This is a genomic window from Streptomyces sp. NBC_01669, from assembly GCF_026339735.1.
GTDB lineage: Bacteria > Actinomycetota > Actinomycetes > Streptomycetales > Streptomycetaceae > Streptomyces > Streptomyces yanii.
The window spans coordinates 4,445,799-4,465,337 of record NZ_JAPEQG010000001.1 but is presented as its reverse complement, the minus strand read 5'-3'; the positions used below and the strand labels follow the sequence as shown (position 1 = coordinate 4,465,337).

Here is a 19,539-nt window from a genome sequence, read left to right as displayed (position 1 = left end):
CGAAACCACCGTGTTCCAGTACGAGAAGGACGGACCGGCGATCTACCGCCAGTCCTTCGCCACCATCCGCGCCGAGGCGGATCTCGCGGGGCTGCCCGCCGACGTCAGCCAGGTCGCGGTCCGCATGATCCACGCCTGCGGCATGGTCGACCTCGTACGCGACATCGACTTCACCCCGGGGGTCGTGGCCGGTGCCCGCGCGGCGCTGCGCTCCGGTGCGCCGATCCTGTGCGACGTGGCCATGGTCGCCAGCGGGGTCACCCGCAAGCGGCTGCCCGCCGACAACGAGGTCATCTGCACCCTGTCGGACCCCACGGTCCCCGATCTCGCCAGGAAGCTCGGCACGACCCGCAGCGCCGCCGCGATGGAGCTGTGGCGGGACCGCATGGAGGGGGCGGTGGTGGCCGTGGGCAACGCACCGACCGCCCTGTTCCGGCTGCTTGAGATGATCGAGGAAGGCGCTCCGCGCCCGGCCGCCGTCATCGGTGTGCCCGTCGGCTTCGTCGGAGCCGCCGAGTCCAAGGACGCCCTGGCCGACCACCCGTCCGGTCTGGAACACCTGGTCGTGCGGGGCCGTCGCGGCGGCAGCGCCATAGCCGCGGCCGCGCTCAACGCGATCGCCAGCGAGGAAGAGTAAGAGTGAGCGAGCAGAACACGGGCCGGCTGTACGGGGTGGGGCTCGGTCCCGGCGATCCGGCACTGATGACCGTACGCGCCGTGCAGACCATCGCCGAGGCCGATGTCATCGCCTACCACAGCGCCCGTCACGGACGGTCCATCGCGCGCTCCATCGCCGCCGAGCACATCCGCGCGGACCACATCGAGGAGAAGCTGGTCTATCCGGTCACGACGGAGACCACCGACCACCCGGGCGGCTACCGGGGTGCGATGGAGGAGTTCTACAGCGAGGCCGCGGCCCGGCTGGCGGTGCACCTGGACGCCGGGCGGACGGTGGCGGTGCTCGCCGAGGGCGACCCGATGTTCTACGGCTCGTACATGCACATGCACAAGCGGCTCGCCGACCGGTATCCCACCGAGGTGATCCCCGGGGTCACGTCGGTCAGCGCCGCCGCCGCCCGGCTCGGCACCCCGCTCGCCGAGGGCGAGGAGGTGCTGACGATCCTGCCCGGCACGCTGCCGGAGGAGGAGCTGACGGCCCGCCTGGCCGCCACCGACGCCGCCGTGGTGATGAAGCTGGGGCGCACGTTCCCCGCCGTGCGGCGCGCCTTCGAGGCCTCCGGGCGACTGGACGAGGCGCACTACGTGGAGCGCGCCACGATGGCCGGGGAGCGCACCGGCGATCTCGCGGGCACCGACCCGGATTCCGTTCCGTACTTCGCTGTTGCGGTGCTGCCCAGCCGGATCGACGCGCCCCGGCCGGAGGCGGCCGAGGACGCGGAGCGCGTGGGTGAGGTCGTGGTCGTCGGGACCGGTCCCGCCGGTCCGCTGTGGCTGACCCCGGAGTCCCGCGGGGCGCTGGCCGCCGCCGACGATCTCGTCGGCTACACCACGTACCTGGACCGCGTCCCGGTCCGCCCGGGACAGGCGCGCCACGGCTCCGACAACAAGGTGGAGTCGGAGCGTGCCGAGTTCGCCCTCGACCTGGCCCGGCGCGGACGCCGCGTGGCCGTGGTCTCGGGCGGCGACCCGGGGATCTTCGCCATGGCGACCGCCGTCCTGGAGGTCGCCTCGCAGGACGCGTACGCGAAGGTGCCCGTGCGGGTGCTGCCCGGGGTGACCGCGGCCAACGCCGCCGCAGCCCGCGCGGGCGCGCCGCTCGGCCACGACTACGCCACGATCTCGCTCTCCGACCGGCTCAAGCCGTGGGAGGTGATCGCCACCCGGCTGCGCGCGGCCGCGGCGGCGGACCTGGTGCTGGCGCTGTACAACCCGGGTTCGCGCACCCGCACCGAGCAGGTCGGCAAGGCCCGTGACCTGCTGCTGGAGCACCGTTCGCCGGATACTCCGGTGGTGGTGGGCCGGGATGTGGGCGGGCCTTCGGAGAGCGTACGCATCGTCACCTTGGCGGAGCTGGAACCGGCCGAGGTCGACATGCGGACGATCCTGCTGGTCGGGTCCTCGCAGACGCGGTCGGTGCGGCGGGGGGACGGTCAGCAGATCGTGTGGACACCGCGACGGTATCCGGAGGTCTGACGGCATCTCAGCCGTGCAGGACGGACAGCCAGTCCACGGCGAGTTCCGGCGTGGGGACCACGGGAACGCCGTCCGGGACCGGCGGCCGGCGGACCACCACCACCGGAACACCGGCCTCCCGGGCCGCGGTCAGTTTCGGCGCGGTGGCGTCGCCCCCGCTGTCCTTGGTGACGAGGACATCGATGCGGTGACGGCGGATCAGTTCGCGCTCCCCGTCGAGGGTGAACGGCCCCCGGTCCAGCAGGACCTCCATCCGCGCCGGGTGCGGTCCGTCGGGGGCGTCCACCGACCGCATCAGGAACCACTGCGAGTCGAGACCGGCGAAGGCGGCGAGCCCCATCCGGCCCGTGGTCAGGAAGACCCGCTGCCCGAGCCCGGGCAGCGCCTGCGCCGCCTCGGCCAGGGATCCGACCGGGTGCCAGCGGTCGCCGTCCGTGGGCACCCAGCCGGGGCGGCGCAGAGCGAGCAGGGGAACATGGGCAGCGGCGGCGGCCGACGCCGCATGGAAACTGATCGTCCCGGCGAAAGGATGGGTGGCATCGATGAGCGCGTCGACCCGGTGCGTACGCAGCCACGCGGCGAGCCCCTCGGCTCCGCCGAACCCGCCCACCCGCACCTCGCCGGGCGGCAGCTTCGGACTGGCCACCCGTCCGGCCAGCGAACTGGTGACCCGGGCCCCGGCCGGGAGCGCCCCGGCCAGATGCTCGGCGAGACGGCGGGCCTCCGTGGTGCCACCGAGGACGAGTACGTGCATGGGATCGGTCCAGACATGAGTGAGGCGAGGGGCGGGCGCAGCGCCCAACTCAAACACACCGGTCTGCGGCCCGGCTGGACGACCGGTGCCTGTGCGACCGCGGCCACGACCGCCGCGTACACCGCCCTGCTGAGCGGCGACTTCCCCGATCCGGTGACCGTCGTCCTGCCCAAGGGCCAGAGCCCGGCGTTCGCGCTGGCGGTGGAGGAGCTCGCCGGCGACCGGGCGACGGCCGGCGTGGTCAAGGACGCGGGAGACGACCCGGACGTGACGCACGGCGCGCTGGTACGGGCCACGGTGCGCCGGCTGCCGCCGGGTTCGGGCGTGGTGTTCCGGGCCGGTCCGGGCGTGGGCACTGTGACCCGCCCCGGTCTGCCGCTCGACGTCGGCGAGCCCGCGATCAACCCGATGCCGCGGCAGATGATGCGCGACCACATCGCGCGCGTGGCGGCGGACCACGGGGACACGGGCGACGTCGAGATCACCGTGTCCGTCGATCACGGCGAGGAGATCGCCCGGTCCACGTGGAATCCGCGCCTCGGCATCCTGGGCGGCCTGTCGATCCTCGGCACGACCGGGATCGTCGTCCCCTACTCCTGCTCGGCGTGGATCGACTCGATCCGCCGGGGCGTGGACGTGGCCCGCGCCGCGGGGCACACGCATGTGGCGGGGTGCACGGGGTCGACCTCGGAGAAGACCGTCGTCGCCGAGTACGGCCTGCCGGAGATCGCCCTGCTCGACATGGGCGACTTCGCGGGGGCGGTGCTCAAGTACGTACGCAGGCATCCGGTGGACCGGCTGACGGTCTGTGGCGGCTTCGCGAAGCTGTCGAAGCTCGCGGCGGGCCATCTGGATCTGCACTCCGCCCGCTCCCAGGTCGACAAGGGGTTCCTCGCCGAACTATCCCGGCAGGGCGGCGCGGACGCGTCGCTGACCGCCGAGGTGGCGGACGCCAACACGGGTCTGGCCGCTCTTCAGCTGTGCGCGGCGGCCGGGGTCCCGCTGGGTGACCTGGTCGCGGCGGCCGCCCGCGACCAGGCGCTGTCGGTGCTGCGCGGGGCGCCGGTGGCCGTGGACGTCATCTGCATCGACCGGGCGGGCACGGTCGTCGGCCGCAGCGACGTGCGCTGACGCGGTCGGCGCCGCCCGTCAGCAGACGTGCCGGTCGCGCTCGGCCGAGTACAGGTGGCTGTCGCGGAACTGCTCGGCGCCGAGCGTGCGGCCGACCATGATGACGGCGGTACGGATCACCCCCGCGGCCTTCACCTGCTCGGCGATGTCACTCAGCGAACCGCGCAGGATCAGCTCGTCCGGGCGGGACGCCATGGCCACCACGGCGGCCGGGCAGTCGGCCCCGTAGTGCGGCAGCAGCTCCTCGACGACCCGGTCGACGTACCGGGCGGCCAGGTGCAGCACGATCAGCGCACCGCTGCGGCCGAGCGTGGCCAGGTCCTCGCCCTCCGGCATGGCGGTGGCGCGGTGGGCGATCCGGGTGAGGATGACGGTCTGGCCGACGGTCGGCACGGTCAGCTCCCGCTTGAGGGCCGCGGCGGCCGCCGCGAACGCCGGCACACCGGGCACCACTTCGTACGGCACACCTGCCGTGTCGAGCCGCCGCATCTGCTCGGCGACCGCGCTGAAGACGGACGGGTCGCCGGAGTGCAGCCGGGCCACGTCCTGCCCGTTCCCGTGGGCGCGCACCAACTCGTCGGTGATCTCGTCGAGGTTGAGCTGCGCGGTGTCGACGAGGCGGGCGTCCGGCGGGCATTCGGCGAGCAGTTCGCGGGGGACCAGGCTGCCCGCGTACAGACAGACCTGACAGGCGGCGAGCGTGCGGGCGCCGCGCACCGTGATCAGGTCGGCGGCGCCGGGCCCGGCGCCGATGAAGTACACGGTCATCTGTTCTCTCCTGACGAGGACGGTATCGAGGGGGTGCCGACGGGCTTGCGCACGGACCACTGGGTGACCGGCATGGCCTGGCGCCAGCCGGTGAAGCCGCCGACCGGCACGGCGTGCGCCACCGCGAGCCGCACCAGCTCGCCGCCGTGGCGCCGGTACCGCTCGGCGAGCAGCGCCTCGGACTCCAGCGTGACGGTGTTGGCGACCAGCCGTCCGCCGGGGGGCAGCGCGTCCCAGCAGGCGTCGAGCAGCCTCGGCACGGTCAGCCCGCCGCCGATGAAGACGGCGTCCGGCACCGGCAGTCCGGCCAGTGCTTCCGGTGCCCGGCCGGTGACCACGCGCAGCGCGGGGACGCCGAGCCGGTCCGCGTTACGGGCGATGCGTCCGGCCCGCACCGGGTCGCGTTCGACGGTGACGGCACGGCAGGACGGGTGGGTGCGCATCCACTCGACCGCGATCGACCCGGAACCGCCGCCGATGTCCCACAGCAGTTCGCCGGGCGCCGGGGCCAGTGCCCCGAGCGTGGCGGCGCGGACATGCCGCTTGGTGAGCTGACCGTCGTGCTCGTACGCGTCGTCCGGCAGCCCGGGTACGGCGCCGAGCCGCAGCGCGTCCGGCGCACGACGGCACTCGACCGCGATGACGTTGAGCGGATCGCCCGCCGGATGCGCCCAGCCGTCGGCCGTACCCATGACACAGTCCTCGGCCTCGCCGCCGAGCTGTTCCAGCACCCCCATCGGGCTGGGGCCGAAGCCGCGTTCGCGCAGCAGCGCGGCCACGTCGGCGGGGGTTCCGGCGCCCGCGCTCAGCACCAGCAGGCGTCGGCCCTCGTGCAGGGCGGCGGCCAGGCGGGCGGCGGGCCTGCCCACCAGCGTGACGACCTCGGTGTCCTCCAGCGGCCAGCCGAGCCGGGCGCAGGCGTAGGAGACGGAGGACGGATGCGGCAGGACGCGGAGGTTCCCGGCGCCCAACTCCTCGCAGAGGGCGCGCCCGATGCCGTAGAACATGGGGTCGCCACTGGCGAGTACGGCGATGCGGAGCCCCTGGTGCGCGGCCAGGAGACCGGGCACGGCGGGCCGCAGCGGCGAGGGCCAGGGCACCCGCTGTCCCGCGCACTCCGGCGGCAGCAGCTCCAACTGCCGTGCGCCGCCGATCAGTACCTCGGCGCGGAGCAGTGCCGTGCGCGAGGTCCCGGGCAGTCCCTCCCACCCGTCGGCACCGATCCCGACGACGGTGGGCGCAGGGGGCGGGGGTATTGCGGGCTCTGCGGGGATCACGGCCGGTACCTCGGTGTTCGGGGGGTTTGACGCAGCCGAAACTCTACTGTTCGCGCTGACCGCTGAGATCGTTCCCGGCAGGTGAGCATCGCCATACGTACGTCGGAACGCCTCGGGCCGGCCGACGCTTCTCCTGACGCCCCTGCCCGGTCCGCGCGCCGGGCAGGGGCGTTCGGGGCCGACAGGCTCTCAGAAGTCGAAGACGGGCCCCGCGGTCGCCTCCATGACGCAGGCGTTCGGGTAGGTGCGCTGCCAGTCCAACGCGGCGCCGTTGTACGTCCCCTGCGCGGTGACCGTGACGGGGTCGTGGATCAGGGGGCACGGGTGCGGGTTGCCGGGCAGTTCGTCGAGGTCGCCCCCGGCCTCGTTCAGGGCGGCGCAGGCCTCCGCCGCCTTCGGGTGGTGACTCCGGGAGGTGAGCGGACACTGGAGGCCGATGCCGCGGATCCAGGTGTTTTCGCTGCCGGAGACCGTCAGGAAGAGGCTGCTCTCCCGGGCGTCGGCGTGCGCCGCGGGAGTCAGGAGCAGGGGCGTGGCCAGGGCGGCTGCGGCCAGCGAGGCCGCGGCCAGACACCGGGCGACGGAAGAGACGATCATGGTCTGAGTAACGAACAGCCGGTCGCGAGGACACGAGCGGCGTCCTTTCCGGGAGGAGTGAGCGGAGGCCTCCGGCATGCCGTTCGATCCGTTGGGGACAGCTCATGTCCGTAGGGCCGCCGCACTCAGCCGGGTGCCCCGCCGGAGTATCCTGGACGTACCGAGGACATTCCGTACATGAGTTTCCGAGCCTGTGTCGTTCTCGGCGATTCACCACACCGGGCCGGTGTACACCGGCCCGGGGCAGGGTCCGCGTCATGACTGCGACCATTGTGTACACGCCCGCGGTCGACGACCGGACCTTCTCTTCGTCCTCGTTGCCGCCGCGCCTCTCGCTGGCCCCGGCCGGCACCGCTCCTGCTCTGCTGGACGGTGCGTGGTGGCCGCGTTCTCGCGATCTGACGGCGGAACTTCCCGCGCTGACAGCGGTGCTCGACCCGCTGTGGGGGCGGATCACCCGCGTGACGGTGAACCCCACCGTCTGGCCCGTGATCCCACGGAAGGTGCCCGTCCAGGGGCACGTGGTCCACGTCGGCTGGTTCAAGCCCGAACAGGACCCGAACACGTTGCTGCTCCTCTCCTACACCATCGGCCGCTGGGACCTGCTGGTGATCCCGCCGCAGACGGACCCGGGTACCGCCGCCTGGCTGCTGACCGCAGCCGCTGATCCGGCGCGGAGCCTCACCGCGAGCGGGCTGATGCGGGAGGCCGAACTCTTCCGGGCCGCGGCCGAGGCCGACTGGGACCTCGTCCGTGAGACGGTCTGGGACTCCGAAGGCGGCCACAGCGCCCGTCCGGCCTCACGACGCCTTGTCGGAGCAGCCGTCGCCCGGGCGCCGGGCCCGACGGAAGGGATGTGAGGGCATGGTTTTCATCGACCTGCGCGTGCGGAGGAGTGGCTCGCCATGACGTCGGATGCGCACGCTCATACCCGTACCGATGACGCGGCGCCGCTCCTGCTCCTCTCGGACACGAGCAGCCAGCCGATCGTTCCCGGGACCGCGGTGCTGCGGATGGAGACGACCTCCAACCGTGAGGGGACCTTCGACGGTGCGTGGTGGCCGCGTTCCCGCGACATAGCGTCCCAGCTGCCCTGCCTGATCGACGCCTTGGTCGCCCGGCTGGGACCCGTCGCGCGGGTCGGTCTGGACGCGAGCGCCTGGGACGATGCGCCGGGCCACCTGGTGATCGGTGGTCGGACCGTCCGTATCGACTGGTCCGCCGTCGACGACAGCACGATGATCGTCACGCGTGGCCATCAGGACCACTTCTCGTTCCTGGTGATCCCGCCACAGGCCGGCGCGGCCGCCGCGCGCGTAGCGATGGCCATGGCCGTGCAGGACGGCAACAGCGCGTCCGCGGAGCAGATCCTCATGGGCACGGGCATCGTTCCCGCTCCACCGAGCTGACGCGCACATGGAAGCGACTCCGATGGTCTCGCCACCGGAGCCTTTCCAGGGCGCCACACGTGAGAGTGTTACTGCCTTTTATAGTACACCCATAATTCGGTCTTAAATGGGTCATTTCCCGTTCTACTCCGCCTACTCCGCATTGCCGTGCCACTGCCCCTCGACACGGAACCAGAGCCCCGGCGCATAGATTGCATGGATGACCGGGGCTTCCCCCTTCGCCACCTGCAGGATTCTCAAAATTCCGCTCGGGAGCACGTCGTACTCGTAGACCATCTCGGAGTCGCGCTCCGTGATGTCCGCATAGGAGATGTCCGCCACGCCCCCCTCCGCGTATTCCTTGGGGGGACGATTCTCCACCAACTTGATGAAAACACCCATGCTTTGACGGTAGGACCGCCGAGGCCGCCGCGCTCGCCGGGCGGCACCCGACGGCCGAGGAACCGGAGGGCGGTCAGTGCCGGCCGGCCGGCGCGATGTTCTGGTTGGCGTGGAAGAAATTGTCGGGGTCGTACACCTGCTTGACGGCCGCGAGCCGGTCGTAGTGGTCGCCGTAGGTGGCCCGTACCCGGTCCTGGGACTCGCCCGCGCCCATGAAGTTCACGTACGTCCCGCCCATCGACTGCGGATGCAGCTCCTCCCAGTAGTCCACGCACCACTGCCTGATCGCCTCGGCGTTGTCCGGGTCGGGGTCGATGCCCGCGATGACGCCGGACCAGACGGCGTCCCGGTACGCCCAGGCCGTGTCGTCCGGGCCGATCCGGTGGGCGGCCCCGTCGACCGGGTACAGGTGCGTCGTCGACAGGTCCGTGGGGAGGTTCTCGGCGTACTTGGCGTGGACGGCGATGGCGTCGTCCGTGATCCGGTCGAAGAAGTTGCCCCGCCAGTACCACTGCAGTCCGCTCGGGAGCAGTGCGTCGAACATGGTCTGGAGCGCCGGGTAGGGCATCGGCGAGGTGAAGTGGAAGGCGGGCGGACCCGGTTCGTCCACGACCTTCAGGGTGGCGTCGAGGAGCTCGGGGTCGCCGGTCCAGCACCAGACGACGCCGCACATCTTCTGGCCGTGGATCTCCTCGGGGAACGGCGGGCCGGGCGGGACGGTGAGCGCCAAGAAGAAGCCGTTCAGGTCCTCGGGCGCCTGCGGCAGGAAGTCCCGGTACCACTCGAGGACTTCGCGGATCCGGTCGACCGGCCACACGGTGATCGCGACGCCCACGGTGTCCACCGGGTGCAGCCGGAGGTCGAACGAGGTGACGATGCCGAAGTTCCCGCCTCCGCCGCGCAGCGCCCAGAACAGGTCGGAGTTCTCGTTCTCGTTCGCGGTGACGTGGCTGCCGTCGGCCAGGACGACGTCCGCCGCGAGAAGGTTGTCCACGGTCAGGCCGTACCTGCGGGTGAGATAGCCGTGGCCGCCGCCGAGGGTGAGGCCGACGACCCCGGTCGTCGACAGGATTCCGGAGGGAGTGGCCAGGCCGAACGCGTGGGCGGCGTGGTCGAGATCGCCGAGCAGGGTGCCGCCGCCGACCCGGCCGGTCCGGGCGGCGGGATCGATGTGCACCCAGCGCATCGGTGACAGGTCGAGGGTGACGCCGTCGTCCACCAGGCACAGACCGGCTCCGCTGTGTCCGCCGCCCCGCACGGCGAGTTCGAGACCTTCGTCGCGGACGAAGTCCACCGCGGCCATGACGTCCGCCGCGTCCGCGCACCGCACCACGGCGGCCGGACGCCGGTCGATCATGCCGTTGTAGATCGTGCGGGCGTCGCGGTACTCCGGGTCCTGCGGGCCGATGACCGGACCGCGCAACGCGGCCCTCATCGCTGCGAGCGTGGTGGAGTCCATGACCATCTCCTTGCCGCGGGTGCGGACCGCTGTCCTCTCCACGCTCCCGCCGGTCGGAGGGCCGTGCAATCGGCAGGCGCGGCGCAAAGAGCGGGATGCGGTGTGCGGGAGGTCAGGAGCGGTGGCGGGTTGCCCGGACGGGCGCACCATGAATCCATGGACGGACCCCTTGGTGATGTGAGCCCGCCGGGGCGCCTCGCAGAGCCCGGCGAGGGCATCAGCCCGGAGGAACTCGCGCTCGCCGCCCGCAACCACGGTCTGCCGCTGGAGGCGCTGCGCTACGACATCACCCCGCCCGGACTGCACTACGTGCTGGTCCACTACGACATCCCGAGATCCGGGACGGCTCCGCGCAGCTCACCGTGCACGGCAGGGTCCGGACGCCGCTGGCACTGGACCTGGACGCGCTGCGGTCGTTCCCGGCCGTCACACTGCGCGTCACGATGGAGTGCGCGGGCAATGGCCGGGCCCGGCTCGTACCGCGGCCGGTGAGCCAGCCGTGGCTGGTCGAGGCGGTCGGTACGGCGGAGTGGACGGGCGTGCCGCTGCGGCTGCTGCTCGCCGAGGCCGGGGTCGAGCCGGACGCCGTCGAGGCGGTGTTCTGCGGTGCCGACCACGGTATCGAGCGGGGCGTCGAGCAGGACTACCGGCGGAGCCTGCCGGTGGACGTGGCCACCGGCGACACACCGGAGGTGCTGGTGGCGTACGCGATGAACGGCGGTCCGCTGCCGCCGCAGCACGGCCATCCGCTGCGGCTGGTGGTGCCCGGCTGGTACGGGATGGCGCACGTGAAATGGCTTCGGGAGATCCGGCTCACCGAGACCCCGTTCACCGGCTTCCAGCAGACGACCGCCTACCGCTACCGGCAGGAGCCCGACGATCCCGGTGAAGCCGTCACCCGGATGGCCCCACGGGCGCTGATGATCCCGCCCGGGTTCCCGGACTTCATGTCCCGGACCCGTTTCGTACGCCCCGGCCGGGTGCTGCTCCGGGGCCGGGCCTGGTCGGGGGAGCCGCCGGTCGCCCGGGTCGAGGTGAGCACGGACGACGGCCGCTCCTGGTACGACGCCGAGCTCGCCCCGCCGGACGGGGACGGCAGGCACACGTGGGCCTGGCAACGGTGGCAGGCGCCGTGGAAGGCGGTGCCCGGCACCCATGTCCTCAGCGCCCGTGCCACCGATGCCGGGGGCCGGGTCCAGCCCCTCACCCAGCCGTGGAACCGCGGCGACTTCGGCAACAACCTGGTCCAGCGGATCGTCGTCCACTGTGGGTGGGGCGAGCCCACTGCGGAGCGGGGTGAGCTCAGACGAGGAGCTTCGTCTTCGCCCGCTGGAACTCCTCGTCCGTGATCGCGCCGCGGTCCTTCAGCTCGGCGAGTTTCGCCAGTTCCTCGACGCTGCTGCCGCCGCGTTTCGCCGCGCCGGTCGTGTCTCCGGTGGCGGCGGCTTCCCGTACGTACGCCTTGAAGGCGGCTTCCCGCTCCTTGGCTTCCGCGACGTCGCGCTTCCCCATGGATTTACCGCGGGCGATCACGTAGATCAGGACGCCGAGGTACGGCAGCACCAGGGCCAGGATCAGCCAGCCCGCCTTCGCCCAGCCGCCGAGGTCGTCGCTGCGGAAGATGTCCGCGATGACCTTGAAGAGGAGGAAGAGCCACATGATCCAGAGGAAGAACCAGAGCATGGTCCAGAAGAGGTTGAGCAGAGGGTAGTCGTCCACGTTCCGCTCCCTGGTCGTCGCGTCGTTCGGTTCGTCGCTTCGTGTCGGTGACACAGCCCCTGAACGACTGAATCCTCAATCAGTCATATCATCAGATTTCGGACCCTGCTCGCTGTCGTACGGACCGTTCCTCAGGGGCCGTTCCCGCAGAGGCGGCGCGGAGTACCGTGGAATGACCGAGGGAGGCGTGTGGCGTATGAGCGCCGCAGATGGGTCCGCCTGGAGCCCGATCGGGGCGATCGGCCGCGTCACCGTGCCGATCCCGCCGAACGGCCCCGGCGAAGTACTGGTGGCCGTACGGGGTGGGTCGGAGGCCTACACCGCATGGTCGGCGATGTCGATCGACAGGGACGTACGCGTCGTTGTCGTCGACTCGGTCTCGGCACGCGGCGTGATCGTCGAACGCCTGCCGTCCTGAACTGCGAACCGACGCCGGGGAACGACGCCGGGGGACAGCGATGAGCGCCGCCGCACCGGGACATCACGTCGAGAAAAGGCGTACGGCAGGAGTCCGCTCATGTTGTTCTGGCACGTTCCCGCCCCCAACGAGGCGATGCTCATCTCCGGATCGAAACGGCAGACGCACGACACCCAGTTCCGGATCGTCACCGGTCACGGCAGTTTCGTCGTGCCGGTGAAGCAGAAGGTGCGCATGCTCTCCCTGGCGCTGCGCGAGGCGGAGATCACCGAGGACTGCGTCACCCAGCAGGGCATCCGTCTCAACGTCCGCGCCGTCGCCGTCTTCAAGGTCGGTGACGACGCCGTCTCCATCGCGAACGCCGCCCGCCGCTTCCTGTCCGAACAGGACCAGATGGAGGAGCTCGCCGGCCGGATCTTCGCCGGACACCTGCGTTCCATCGTCGGCGGGCTGACCGTCGAGCAGATCATCCGGGAGCGGAACCGGGTGTCCCAGGAGGTCATCGCGGGCAGCCACGGCGAGATGGAGAAGCTCGGCATCGTCGTGGACGCCCTCCAGATCCAGGAGATCGAGGACTCCACCGGCTACATCAAGAACCTCGCCGCCCCGCACGCGGCCGCCGTCGCCAGCCAGGCGCGGATCGCCCAGGCCAGGGCCGACCAGGAGGCGGCCGAGCGGGAGCAGCAGGCCGCGGCGCTCAAGGCCGAGTACGAACGGGACACCGCGATCAAGCGGGCCGGCTTCCTCGCCGAGACCGAGCAGTGCAACGCCCGCGCCGCCCAGGCCGGACCGCTCGCCCAGGCCAGGGCCTCGCACGAGGTCGTCGAGGAGCAGACCGCACTGGCCGAGCGGCAGGCGTCGCTGGCCGCGCAACGGCTGGAGGCGGAGGTCAGGCGTCCGGCCGACGCCGAGGCGTACCGGCAGCGCACGCTCGCCGAGGCCGCCCGCGACCAGGCGAAGTTCCAGGCCGACGGCAGTGCGTACGCCGAAAGGACCCTTGCCCAGGCGCAGGCCGACGCCAACACCGCGCGTGCCGCCTCGCTCCGGGACGGCAATCAGGAGCTGATCGCGGCCAACCGCATCGTGGAGAACCTGCCGGCCCTGGCCGACGCGGCCGCCCGCGGGATGTCGGGGGCCGACCTCACCGTGCTCAACGGCACCAACGGTGTCAACGAGATGGCGGCGGGCGTGGTCAGCCAGGGGCTGGCGATCCTCCACGCACTCCAGCGCGGCGCGAAGGCGGCGAAGCCGGCGGTCGACGCGAAGCGGGCGCCGCGCATCACCGACTCGAGCTGAGCCGGGCTGCTTCTCCGTACCGGAGGCCTCCGGTACGGAGGATTCCGCCACGAGGGATTTCGTTGTGGGGGCTTCCGCTGCGGGGGTGGTGGCACCCGCATCGGTCGCTGCCTGCGCGGCTGCGGAAACCTTTCGCTGATACAGCAGAGGCCCCATGAACCCCGCGATGAACCGAGGCCGCTGATGACTGCCCGCGCACGGGCGGCTGCGGGGTGTGGTCGGTACGGGCAGGGCGAGCGGCGCGGTTCATCGTCGGAGGCCCTCCGGGCAGGCTGCGACGAGAGGCCGGGAGGGCGCCGTCGGGCAAGGCGACGGCGCGTGCCCAGCGGCGTTCTCGCACGGGCGGCCCACCGGTCCGGAGGGTGCGGCAGATGCCTTGCGGCAGAAGGCACTTCGCCGGCAACTGCTTCTCGAGTTCGCCATCTTGGGGCAGCGGCGGGCGTGGATGGGCGCAGGCGGATCAGTAAATGGTCAACCGTCCGTCCCGGATGGCGTAGAGTTGTGTTTACCGACGCGGGGTGGAGCAGCTCGGTAGCTCGCTGGGCTCATAACCCAGAGGTCGCAGGTTCAAATCCTGTCCCCGCTACTGAAGAAACAGGCCCGGCATGCACGAAGCATGCCGGGCCTGATTCGTGTTTTCCGTCCCCCATTGGCCGATGCGGAGTCGCCACGCGACGCCGCTCCGGCAAGCCTGGGGGAGTGGGGCGCGGCACCGTCCGCAGCCGGGCGCGTACCGCAGGAGACCACAGGCGTATCGGGCAGGAGACCGCAGGAACCGCTGCGCGTACCGGGCAGGAGACCACAGGTGGGGATGGCGGAGAAGCTGCGCGGGGGGTGGGTTGGAGACGGCAGTCGTTCCCGGCGGTTCATCCGTGTGCTGCCGGCTCTGATGATCGTCGTCGGACTCGTGTTCGACATGCTCACTCCACCGCCGTTCACCGCCGTGCCGCTGTTCGTGGCGGCCCCGCTGGTCGCCGCACCGTTCTTCTCGCTGGCGAGCACCGTCTGTATCAGCGCCGCCTCGCTGCTCTCGATCCTCGTCCTGCGGAGCCAGAGTGGCTCGCTTCCGCACGTCGTGCCGTTCATCGAGGTCGTCACCGTGCTCACCGTCTCGATCCTCGCCCTCTTCGTCAACGGAGTCGTACGCCGCGGCAACGAGCGGCTTGCTTCGGCGCGGGTCATCGCGGAGACCGCCATGCGGGCCGTGCTGCCGAAGCCGAACGACTGGATCGGCGGGCTGCAGATCGCCGCGCGGTACGAGGCGGCGCAGGCGGACGAGTTCGTCGGCGGCGACCTGTTCGCCGTGGTGGACAGCCCGCACGGCGTGCGGCTGGTGGTCGGGGACGTGCGGGGCAAGGGGCTCGACGCGGTCGAGGCGGTGGCGGTGATCATCGGCGCGTTCCGGGAGGCCGCCGAGCAGGAGGCTTCGCTGGAGGACGTGGCGCAGCGGCTGGAGCGGGCGCTGGCGCGGGAGGGGGAGCGGCGCGGCGGGATCGATCCGGTTGAGGGGTTCGTCACCGCCGCACTCGCCGAGATCCCGCACGGCGCTGCCGAGGTACGGATCGTCAACCGCGGCCATCCCGAGCCGCTGCTGCTCCACGCCGACGGCGGGGTGGAGGTGCTGGTGCCGAGCGTGCCCGCGCTGCCGCTCGGCATGGGCCTGGGGGTATGGCCGGACCAGGCCGACGTCTGGAGTCTGGCCGCCGGGACGACGCTGCTCGTCTACACCGACGGTCTCTCCGAGGCTCGGGACAAACAGGGGATCTTCTACGATCCGGCGGCCCGGCTGCGCGGATCGCTCTTCCCCGGGCCCGAGGAGCTGCTGTCCGCACTGACCGATGACGTACGGCTGCACACGGGCGGCAAGTCCACCGACGACCTGGCGCTGGTCGCGGTCGCACGGCCCGCAGAGGGGCAGCCGGAGCGGCGCAGGACCGTGAAGATCGTGGGGCGCGGGCAGGAATGAGACGCGACCGCGGTGAGCACACGAGGGCGATGCCACCGTGCGTAATCGAAGAGTGCCGCTCCGCATAACATTTGACGCAACGTCAGAAAGACGGTAGTGACTGAGACCGGGTCAATTAGCCCGATTCCACCCGGTTGTGTCCCGTAAAGTCCAGGCCAAGGTCGTCAACGATCAGTGGGAACGGCTTGGAATCGGACCCGTGTGTCTATTAACGTTCGATAACGCAGCGCGGTCGTCCCAGCCGTCGTCAGTGGCGGCACCCGTGCGCGAGCGCCGAATTCCGCAAGGGAACCGGGGAACCACCTACATGGGGTGAATCGGACACCTGTGTCTCGTGAGAGGCAGAGGAATCCGTAGGAGACCTTCCTGCTCCGAACCCGTCAGCTAACCCGGTAGGCGAGAAGGAAGGAAAGGAGCGCGCCCCCGTGGCGTCCAACAAGCCTGCCCCCGAAGCCCCTTCCCGGTTCGGCTCCGACTTCACCACTGAGTACGGATCCGGGACGGATCCCGAGTTCACCACCGAGTTCGGGACCGAAGGCTTCGGAGAGACCGACCGGGCCTGGGAGGAATGGAACCCCACCGAGGAGTCCGTCCGCCCCGTACGCGGCAGGCACCGCGTCGCCAAGCAGCGCAACGGGCTCGCCCGTAGCTCCACGGTTCTCGGTGTCGGCGTCATCGCGGCCGTCGGCGCGGGCGGCATGGCCACCGCGCAGAGCAAGCCGCCGGTCTCCATCTCCCTTCCCGATTCCATCGCGGACAATCTCCCCGACGCCGGCTCCCTCCCCGGTGTGGGCGCGCTGTTCTCCGACGAGTCCGCCACCGACCAGGCCCAGGTCAAGACCGCCGCCGCACCGCTGACCAGCGCGGGCATCACCACCGCCGAGGCCGAGCAGGGCGCCACCGACGCCGGCGAGGCGCTCCGCGCCCGCATCCTCCAGCAGGCCGAGCAGCAGCAGAACGCCGCCGACGCGGAGGCCAAGGCGGCTGAGGAGAAGGCCGCCGCGGAGAAGGCGGCAGCCGAGGCGAAGCAGAAGCAGGACGTCGCGGAGGCCAAGGCCGAGGCCGCGAAGAAGAAGGCGGAGGAAGAGGCGAAGGCGAAGGCCGAGGCCGAGCGGCTCGCCAAACTTGCCGCCAGCTACGCCATCCCCACTTCCTCGTACACGATCACCTCGACCTTCGGCCAAGCCGGTTCGATGTGGTCCTCCGGCTACCACACCGGTCTCGACTTCGCGGCGCCGACCGGCACCCCGATCAAGGCCATCCACACCGGCACCATCAAGTCGGCGGGCTGGTCCGGCTCCTACGGCTACCGCACGGTCCTGGAGCTCGAGGACGGTACGGAGCTGTGGTTCTGTCACCAGTCGTCGATCAACGTCAGCGTCGGCCAGAAGGTCACCACCGGTGAGACCATCGGCCGCGTCGGCGCCACCGGAAACGTGACGGGACCTCACCTCCACCTGGAGGTCCACACCTCGAGCGGCACGGGCATCGACCCGATGACCTGGCTGCGCGACAAGGGCCTCACGGTCTGACCCGAGGAACGCGAGCCGGTCCCGCCGGCCCGCCACCGATCCCCGGCAGTCCTGACGCTCACCCCCCGACGTCAGGGCTGCCGGTCCGTTTCTCCACGGCTTTCCCGTGTGCCATGCATGGAATAGCGGCATCGGTGGATTTCGTTGATCCACTTATGACTTCTCTCCGCAGGCTCGGCTCTTCCGACCTTCAGGTCTTCCCGCTCGCCCTCGGCGGCAACGTCTTCGGCTGGACCGCCGACGAGGCGCAGTCGTTCGCCGTCCTCGACGCGTATGCCGCGGCGGGCGGCAATTTCATCGACACCGCCGACGCGTACTCCGCCTGGGTCCCGGGCAACGAGGGCGGCGAGTCGGAGACCGTCATCGGCAAGTGGCTCGCCGCACGCTCCGACCGCTCCGACATCGTCGTCGCGACGAAGGTCGGCGCCCATCCCGCGTACAAGGGCCTCTCCGCGACCACCATCAAGGCCGCGGCCGAGCAGTCACTGCGCCGCCTCGGCACCGACCACATCGATCTCTACTACACGCACTTCGACGACGAGACCGTCCCGGTCGAGGAGATCATCACTGCTCTCGACCAGTTGGTGAAGGACGGCAAGGTGCGCGCCATCGCCGCCTCCAACATCAGCCCGGAGCGCCTCCAGGCTTCCCTGGACTTCTCCGAGCGCGAGGGACTGGCCCGTTACGTCGCCCTGCAGCCGCACTACAACCTTGTCTCCCGTGACACCTACGAGGGCGAGCTCCAGGACACCGCCGCCCGCGCCGGGCTCGCCGCCGTCCCGTATTTCGCCCTGGCCTCCGGCTTCCTCACCGGCAAGTACCGTCCGGGCACGTCGGTGGAGAGCGCCCGGGCCGAGAAGGCCGGCAGCCACCTGGAGTCGGAGCGGGGCCGGAAGGTCCTGGCCGCACTCGACAAGGTGGCCCAGGAGCGCGGCGCCGAGATCGCGACCGTCGCCCTGGCCTGGCTCGCCGCCCGTCCGACCGTAGTCGCCCCGATCGCCTCGGCCCGCACGGTCGATCAGCTGCCCGCACTGGTGGCCGTCGCCGGCCTCCGGCTGACCGAGCAGGAGCTGGCGGAACTCACCGAGGCGTCCGCCTGACCCGTCACCAGGGATGCCGGGGCGGCCGGTTCCCGTAGCGCTGCTGTCCGTGGGGCGGCTGGTGATACGGCTGCCCAGGGGGTGACAGGTACGGGTTGTGGCTGCCGTATGGCTGGTACTGCTGCGGGAACCGGCGCCGGGGCCATGTACCGCGGGCGCAGGCGGCCCGTCGCCTGTGCCGCGTACGCCAGGGCGGGGGCGGCCACCTCCCGGCGCTGCCAGAGATGGTGCAGCAGTTCCAGTTCACGTGCGGTGAAGTCCGGTTCCGCCGCTCCGCGGCCTGCCCGGCGGCGCAGGAACGCCAGGGACGTCGCGAACGACTCGTACTCGGCGACCGCCCGGGCCGCCGCCTTGCCGCGCGCCCTGGCCTGCGCCTTGGCGTGACTGCGTACCTGCGCCGCGATCCGGCTGTGAGCGCCGTGGGCGGGGCCGTAGGCAGCGGCGTACCCGTAACCCGGGGCTCCGTACCCCGCTTGCGCGTGCTGCCGGCGCGCCAGGTCCCGGGCCAGGCCGCGGGCCCGCATCGAGGAGAGCGCGAGCGGCTCGGCGGGGGTCAGCCAGCCGGCGGCCGCGTACGCGGGCAGCTCGGTCGCCAGGGTGCGCAGCTCCCGCTGGCGCGACCAGATCGCCAGCCAGGTGACCAGTCCGAAGACCGGGACCATGAACACCCCGTACACGACATAGAAGCCGTACGGGCCGAACGTCCCCGAGCCGTTCCACAGGGCGTGCATGCCCATGGCGAGGACCAGTCCGAGCAGCGGCAGTGCGATGCGGCGGATGCGGTGGCGGCGTGCGCTGAGCGCCGCGAAGCCGAAGCCCAGGCCGGTCAGCACGGTGAAGAGGGGATGTGCGAACGGCGTCATCACCCCTCGTACGAAGAAGGTCGCGGCCGTCACCGACGCCAGGCCCGAGTTGCCGATCTGCTGGTCCTCGCCGAACGCGTTGCCCAGATAGAGGATGTTCTCGGTGAAGGCGAAGCCCGTCGCGGTGAAGCCGGCGACGACGACGCCGGCGACGACACCGCCGAAGTCCCGCCGCCGGAACAGGAAGATCAGCAGGACGGCCGCCGCCTTCGCGCTCTCCTCGACGACCGGCGCTATCACTGTGGCCCCGAGGGTGTCCGCGCTCGCCGGGTCCGCCGTGGCCGCCGCGATCCAGCGGGTCGCGAACGAATTGGCGATGATCGCGACCAGGGCGGCGGCGCACGCACCCCAGGCGAAGGCGAACAGCAGATTCCGCCAGGGTTCGGGTTCGACCCGGTCCAGCCAGCGGAACGCCGTCATCAGGAGCGGGACGGGCAGCACGGCCAGACCGAGCCCGACCAGGAATCCTTCGGTGCCGGTCTGGGCGCGGACCAGGGCCAGGATCACCAGCCCGCACAGCGCGAGCACCGTGAAGACCGCAGCGATACGGAACGTCTTGCTCCGCCAGACCATGCCGACGCGGCGCGGACGGTAGCGCCACTGACCCCGCTCCGGCACGGCCGCCAGGATCTCGCCGACCCGCTGCTCCTCGAGGAGCGGGACGGCCGGCTGCGACTGTTGCTGCTGGACAGACCCGTCGGACACCCCATGACCC

At 71.4% G+C, this 19,539-nt stretch carries 18 protein-coding genes, 1 tRNA gene, 1 pseudogene and 1 riboswitch; of the genes and pseudogenes, 12 read left to right on the top strand and 8 right to left on the bottom strand.

Going from position 1 to position 19,539, the window contains the following annotated elements; translation table 11 throughout:
* Window positions 1-10 precede the first annotated feature (10 nt).
* On the top strand, window positions 11-637 hold the full coding sequence (locus tag OG972_RS19940) for a precorrin-8X methylmutase (RefSeq protein ID WP_266983401.1): 627 nt from the start codon (window positions 11-13) through the stop codon (window positions 635-637).
* A gap of 2 nt (window positions 638-639) precedes the next feature.
* The gene (locus OG972_RS19935; RefSeq protein ID WP_266983399.1) at window positions 640-2,154 is read left to right on the top strand and encodes a precorrin-2 C(20)-methyltransferase; all 1,515 of its coding nucleotides are present in this window, start codon (window positions 640-642) and stop codon (window positions 2,152-2,154) included.
* Window positions 2,155-2,161: 7 nt separating this feature from the next.
* On the opposite strand, the gene OG972_RS19930 is transcribed toward OG972_RS19935, so the two are convergent.
* Window positions 2,162-2,908: a cobalt-precorrin-6A reductase gene (locus tag OG972_RS19930; RefSeq protein ID WP_266983397.1), complete on the bottom strand. Its 747-nt coding sequence runs from the start codon at window positions 2,906-2,908 to the stop codon at window positions 2,162-2,164.
* A 15-nt stretch (window positions 2,909-2,923) separates the two neighbouring features.
* On the opposite strand from OG972_RS19930, the gene OG972_RS19925 reads away from it, so the two are divergent.
* Window positions 2,924-4,039, top strand: a complete 1,116-nt coding sequence (locus OG972_RS19925; RefSeq protein WP_266983395.1) for a cobalt-precorrin-5B (C(1))-methyltransferase — start codon at window positions 2,924-2,926, stop codon at window positions 4,037-4,039.
* A gap of 18 nt (window positions 4,040-4,057) precedes the next feature.
* Here OG972_RS19925 and cobM read toward each other — a convergent pair whose 3' ends face one another.
* The 3 genes from cobM to OG972_RS19910 form a co-directional block, all read right to left on the bottom strand.
* Window positions 4,058-4,807, bottom strand: a complete 750-nt coding sequence (cobM, locus tag OG972_RS19920; protein WP_266983393.1) for a precorrin-4 C(11)-methyltransferase — start codon at window positions 4,805-4,807, stop codon at window positions 4,058-4,060.
* A complete protein-coding gene (cbiE, locus tag OG972_RS19915) occupies window positions 4,804-6,084 on the bottom strand; it encodes a precorrin-6y C5,15-methyltransferase (decarboxylating) subunit CbiE (RefSeq protein ID WP_266983392.1) in 1,281 nt (426 codons plus the stop codon). Before cbiE ends, cobM begins: the two co-directional genes overlap by 4 nt.
* A gap of 189 nt (window positions 6,085-6,273) precedes the next feature.
* Window positions 6,274-6,681: an SSI family serine proteinase inhibitor gene (locus OG972_RS19910; RefSeq protein WP_266983390.1), complete on the bottom strand. Its 408-nt coding sequence runs from the start codon at window positions 6,679-6,681 to the stop codon at window positions 6,274-6,276.
* 257 nt (window positions 6,682-6,938) lie between these two features.
* Between OG972_RS19910 and OG972_RS19905 the strand changes: the two genes are divergently transcribed.
* Together OG972_RS19905 and OG972_RS19900 are read left to right on the top strand one after the other, a co-directional pair.
* A complete protein-coding gene (locus OG972_RS19905; RefSeq protein ID WP_266983388.1) occupies window positions 6,939-7,541 on the top strand; it encodes a DUF5994 family protein in 603 nt (200 codons plus the stop codon).
* A gap of 45 nt (window positions 7,542-7,586) precedes the next feature.
* Window positions 7,587-8,090, top strand: a complete 504-nt coding sequence (locus OG972_RS19900; RefSeq protein ID WP_266983386.1) for a DUF5994 family protein — start codon at window positions 7,587-7,589, stop codon at window positions 8,088-8,090.
* A 132-nt stretch (window positions 8,091-8,222) separates the two neighbouring features.
* On the opposite strand, the gene OG972_RS19895 is transcribed toward OG972_RS19900, so the two are convergent.
* Window positions 8,223-8,471, bottom strand: a complete 249-nt coding sequence (locus tag OG972_RS19895) for a hypothetical protein (RefSeq protein WP_266983383.1) — start codon at window positions 8,469-8,471, stop codon at window positions 8,223-8,225.
* 73 nt (window positions 8,472-8,544) lie between these two features.
* Window positions 8,545-9,930: an FAD-binding oxidoreductase gene (locus tag OG972_RS19890; RefSeq protein ID WP_266983381.1), complete on the bottom strand. Its 1,386-nt coding sequence runs from the start codon at window positions 9,928-9,930 to the stop codon at window positions 8,545-8,547.
* A 156-nt stretch (window positions 9,931-10,086) separates the two neighbouring features.
* Between OG972_RS19890 and OG972_RS19885 the strand changes: the two are divergent.
* A pseudogene (locus OG972_RS19885) lies at window positions 10,087-11,279 on the top strand (sulfite oxidase).
* Here the strand turns inward: OG972_RS19885 and OG972_RS19880 are convergent.
* On the bottom strand, window positions 11,233-11,649 hold the full coding sequence (locus OG972_RS19880; RefSeq protein WP_266983379.1) for an SHOCT domain-containing protein: 417 nt from the start codon (window positions 11,647-11,649) through the stop codon (window positions 11,233-11,235). The pseudogene OG972_RS19885 and the gene OG972_RS19880 sit on opposite strands and share 47 nt — an antisense overlap.
* Window positions 11,650-11,845: 196 nt before the next feature.
* On the opposite strand from OG972_RS19880, the gene OG972_RS19875 reads away from it, so the two are divergent.
* From OG972_RS19875 to OG972_RS19850, 6 genes are all read left to right on the top strand, one after another.
* Window positions 11,846-12,067 carry a hypothetical protein gene (locus tag OG972_RS19875; protein ID WP_266983377.1) on the top strand — a complete coding sequence of 74 codons (222 nt, stop codon included), beginning with the start codon at window positions 11,846-11,848 and terminating at the stop codon, window positions 12,065-12,067.
* Window positions 12,068-12,166: 99 nt separating this feature from the next.
* Window positions 12,167-13,363, top strand: a complete 1,197-nt coding sequence (locus tag OG972_RS19870; RefSeq protein WP_266983375.1) for a flotillin family protein — start codon at window positions 12,167-12,169, stop codon at window positions 13,361-13,363.
* A 512-nt stretch (window positions 13,364-13,875) separates the two neighbouring features.
* Window positions 13,876-13,949, top strand: a tRNA-Met gene (locus tag OG972_RS19865).
* A gap of 225 nt (window positions 13,950-14,174) precedes the next feature.
* Window positions 14,175-15,329, top strand: coding sequence for a PP2C family protein-serine/threonine phosphatase (locus OG972_RS19860; RefSeq protein WP_266983373.1), 1,155 nt, complete (start codon window positions 14,175-14,177; stop codon window positions 15,327-15,329).
* A 261-nt stretch (window positions 15,330-15,590) separates the two neighbouring features.
* Window positions 15,591-15,743, top strand: a riboswitch (cyclic di-AMP (ydaO/yuaA leader).
* Window positions 15,744-15,754: 11 nt separating this feature from the next.
* Window positions 15,755-16,861 carry a M23 family metallopeptidase gene (locus OG972_RS19855; RefSeq protein ID WP_266983371.1) on the top strand — a complete coding sequence of 369 codons (1,107 nt, stop codon included), beginning with the start codon at window positions 15,755-15,757 and terminating at the stop codon, window positions 16,859-16,861.
* A gap of 155 nt (window positions 16,862-17,016) precedes the next feature.
* Window positions 17,017-17,961, top strand: coding sequence for an aldo/keto reductase (locus OG972_RS19850; protein WP_266983369.1), 945 nt, complete (start codon window positions 17,017-17,019; stop codon window positions 17,959-17,961).
* Here OG972_RS19850 and OG972_RS19845 read toward each other — a convergent pair.
* The gene (locus OG972_RS19845) at window positions 17,880-19,529 is read right to left on the bottom strand and encodes a PrsW family intramembrane metalloprotease (RefSeq protein WP_266983367.1); all 1,650 of its coding nucleotides are present in this window, start codon (window positions 19,527-19,529) and stop codon (window positions 17,880-17,882) included. The genes OG972_RS19850 and OG972_RS19845 overlap by 82 nt on opposite strands.
* Window positions 19,530-19,539 lie beyond the last annotated feature (10 nt).

Bases quoted from the DNA above. Each gene is read 5' to 3' on its own strand.
- OG972_RS19930 (WP_266983397.1), bottom strand. From the start codon at position 2,908: ATGCACGTACTCGTCCTCGGTGGCACCACGGAGGCCCGCCGTCTCGCC.
- OG972_RS19925 (WP_266983395.1), top strand. From the start codon at position 2,924: ATGAGTGAGGCGAGGGGCGGGCGCAGCGCCCAACTCAAACACACCGGT.
- OG972_RS19875 (WP_266983377.1), top strand. From the start codon at position 11,846: ATGAGCGCCGCAGATGGGTCCGCCTGGAGCCCGATCGGGGCGATCGGC.
- OG972_RS19860 (WP_266983373.1), top strand. From the start codon at position 14,175: ATGGCGGAGAAGCTGCGCGGGGGGTGGGTTGGAGACGGCAGTCGTTCC.
- cobM (WP_266983393.1), bottom strand. From the start codon at position 4,807: ATGACCGTGTACTTCATCGGCGCCGGGCCCGGCGCCGCCGACCTGATC.
- OG972_RS19910 (WP_266983390.1), bottom strand. From the start codon at position 6,681: ATGATCGTCTCTTCCGTCGCCCGGTGTCTGGCCGCGGCCTCGCTGGCC.
- OG972_RS19900 (WP_266983386.1), top strand. From the start codon at position 7,587: ATGACGTCGGATGCGCACGCTCATACCCGTACCGATGACGCGGCGCCG.
- OG972_RS19870 (WP_266983375.1), top strand. From the start codon at position 12,167: ATGTTGTTCTGGCACGTTCCCGCCCCCAACGAGGCGATGCTCATCTCC.
- OG972_RS19905 (WP_266983388.1), top strand. From the start codon at position 6,939: ATGACTGCGACCATTGTGTACACGCCCGCGGTCGACGACCGGACCTTC.
- OG972_RS19895 (WP_266983383.1), bottom strand. From the start codon at position 8,471: ATGGGTGTTTTCATCAAGTTGGTGGAGAATCGTCCCCCCAAGGAATAC.
- OG972_RS19850 (WP_266983369.1), top strand. From the start codon at position 17,017: ATGACTTCTCTCCGCAGGCTCGGCTCTTCCGACCTTCAGGTCTTCCCG.
- OG972_RS19890 (WP_266983381.1), bottom strand. From the start codon at position 9,930: ATGGACTCCACCACGCTCGCAGCGATGAGGGCCGCGTTGCGCGGTCCG.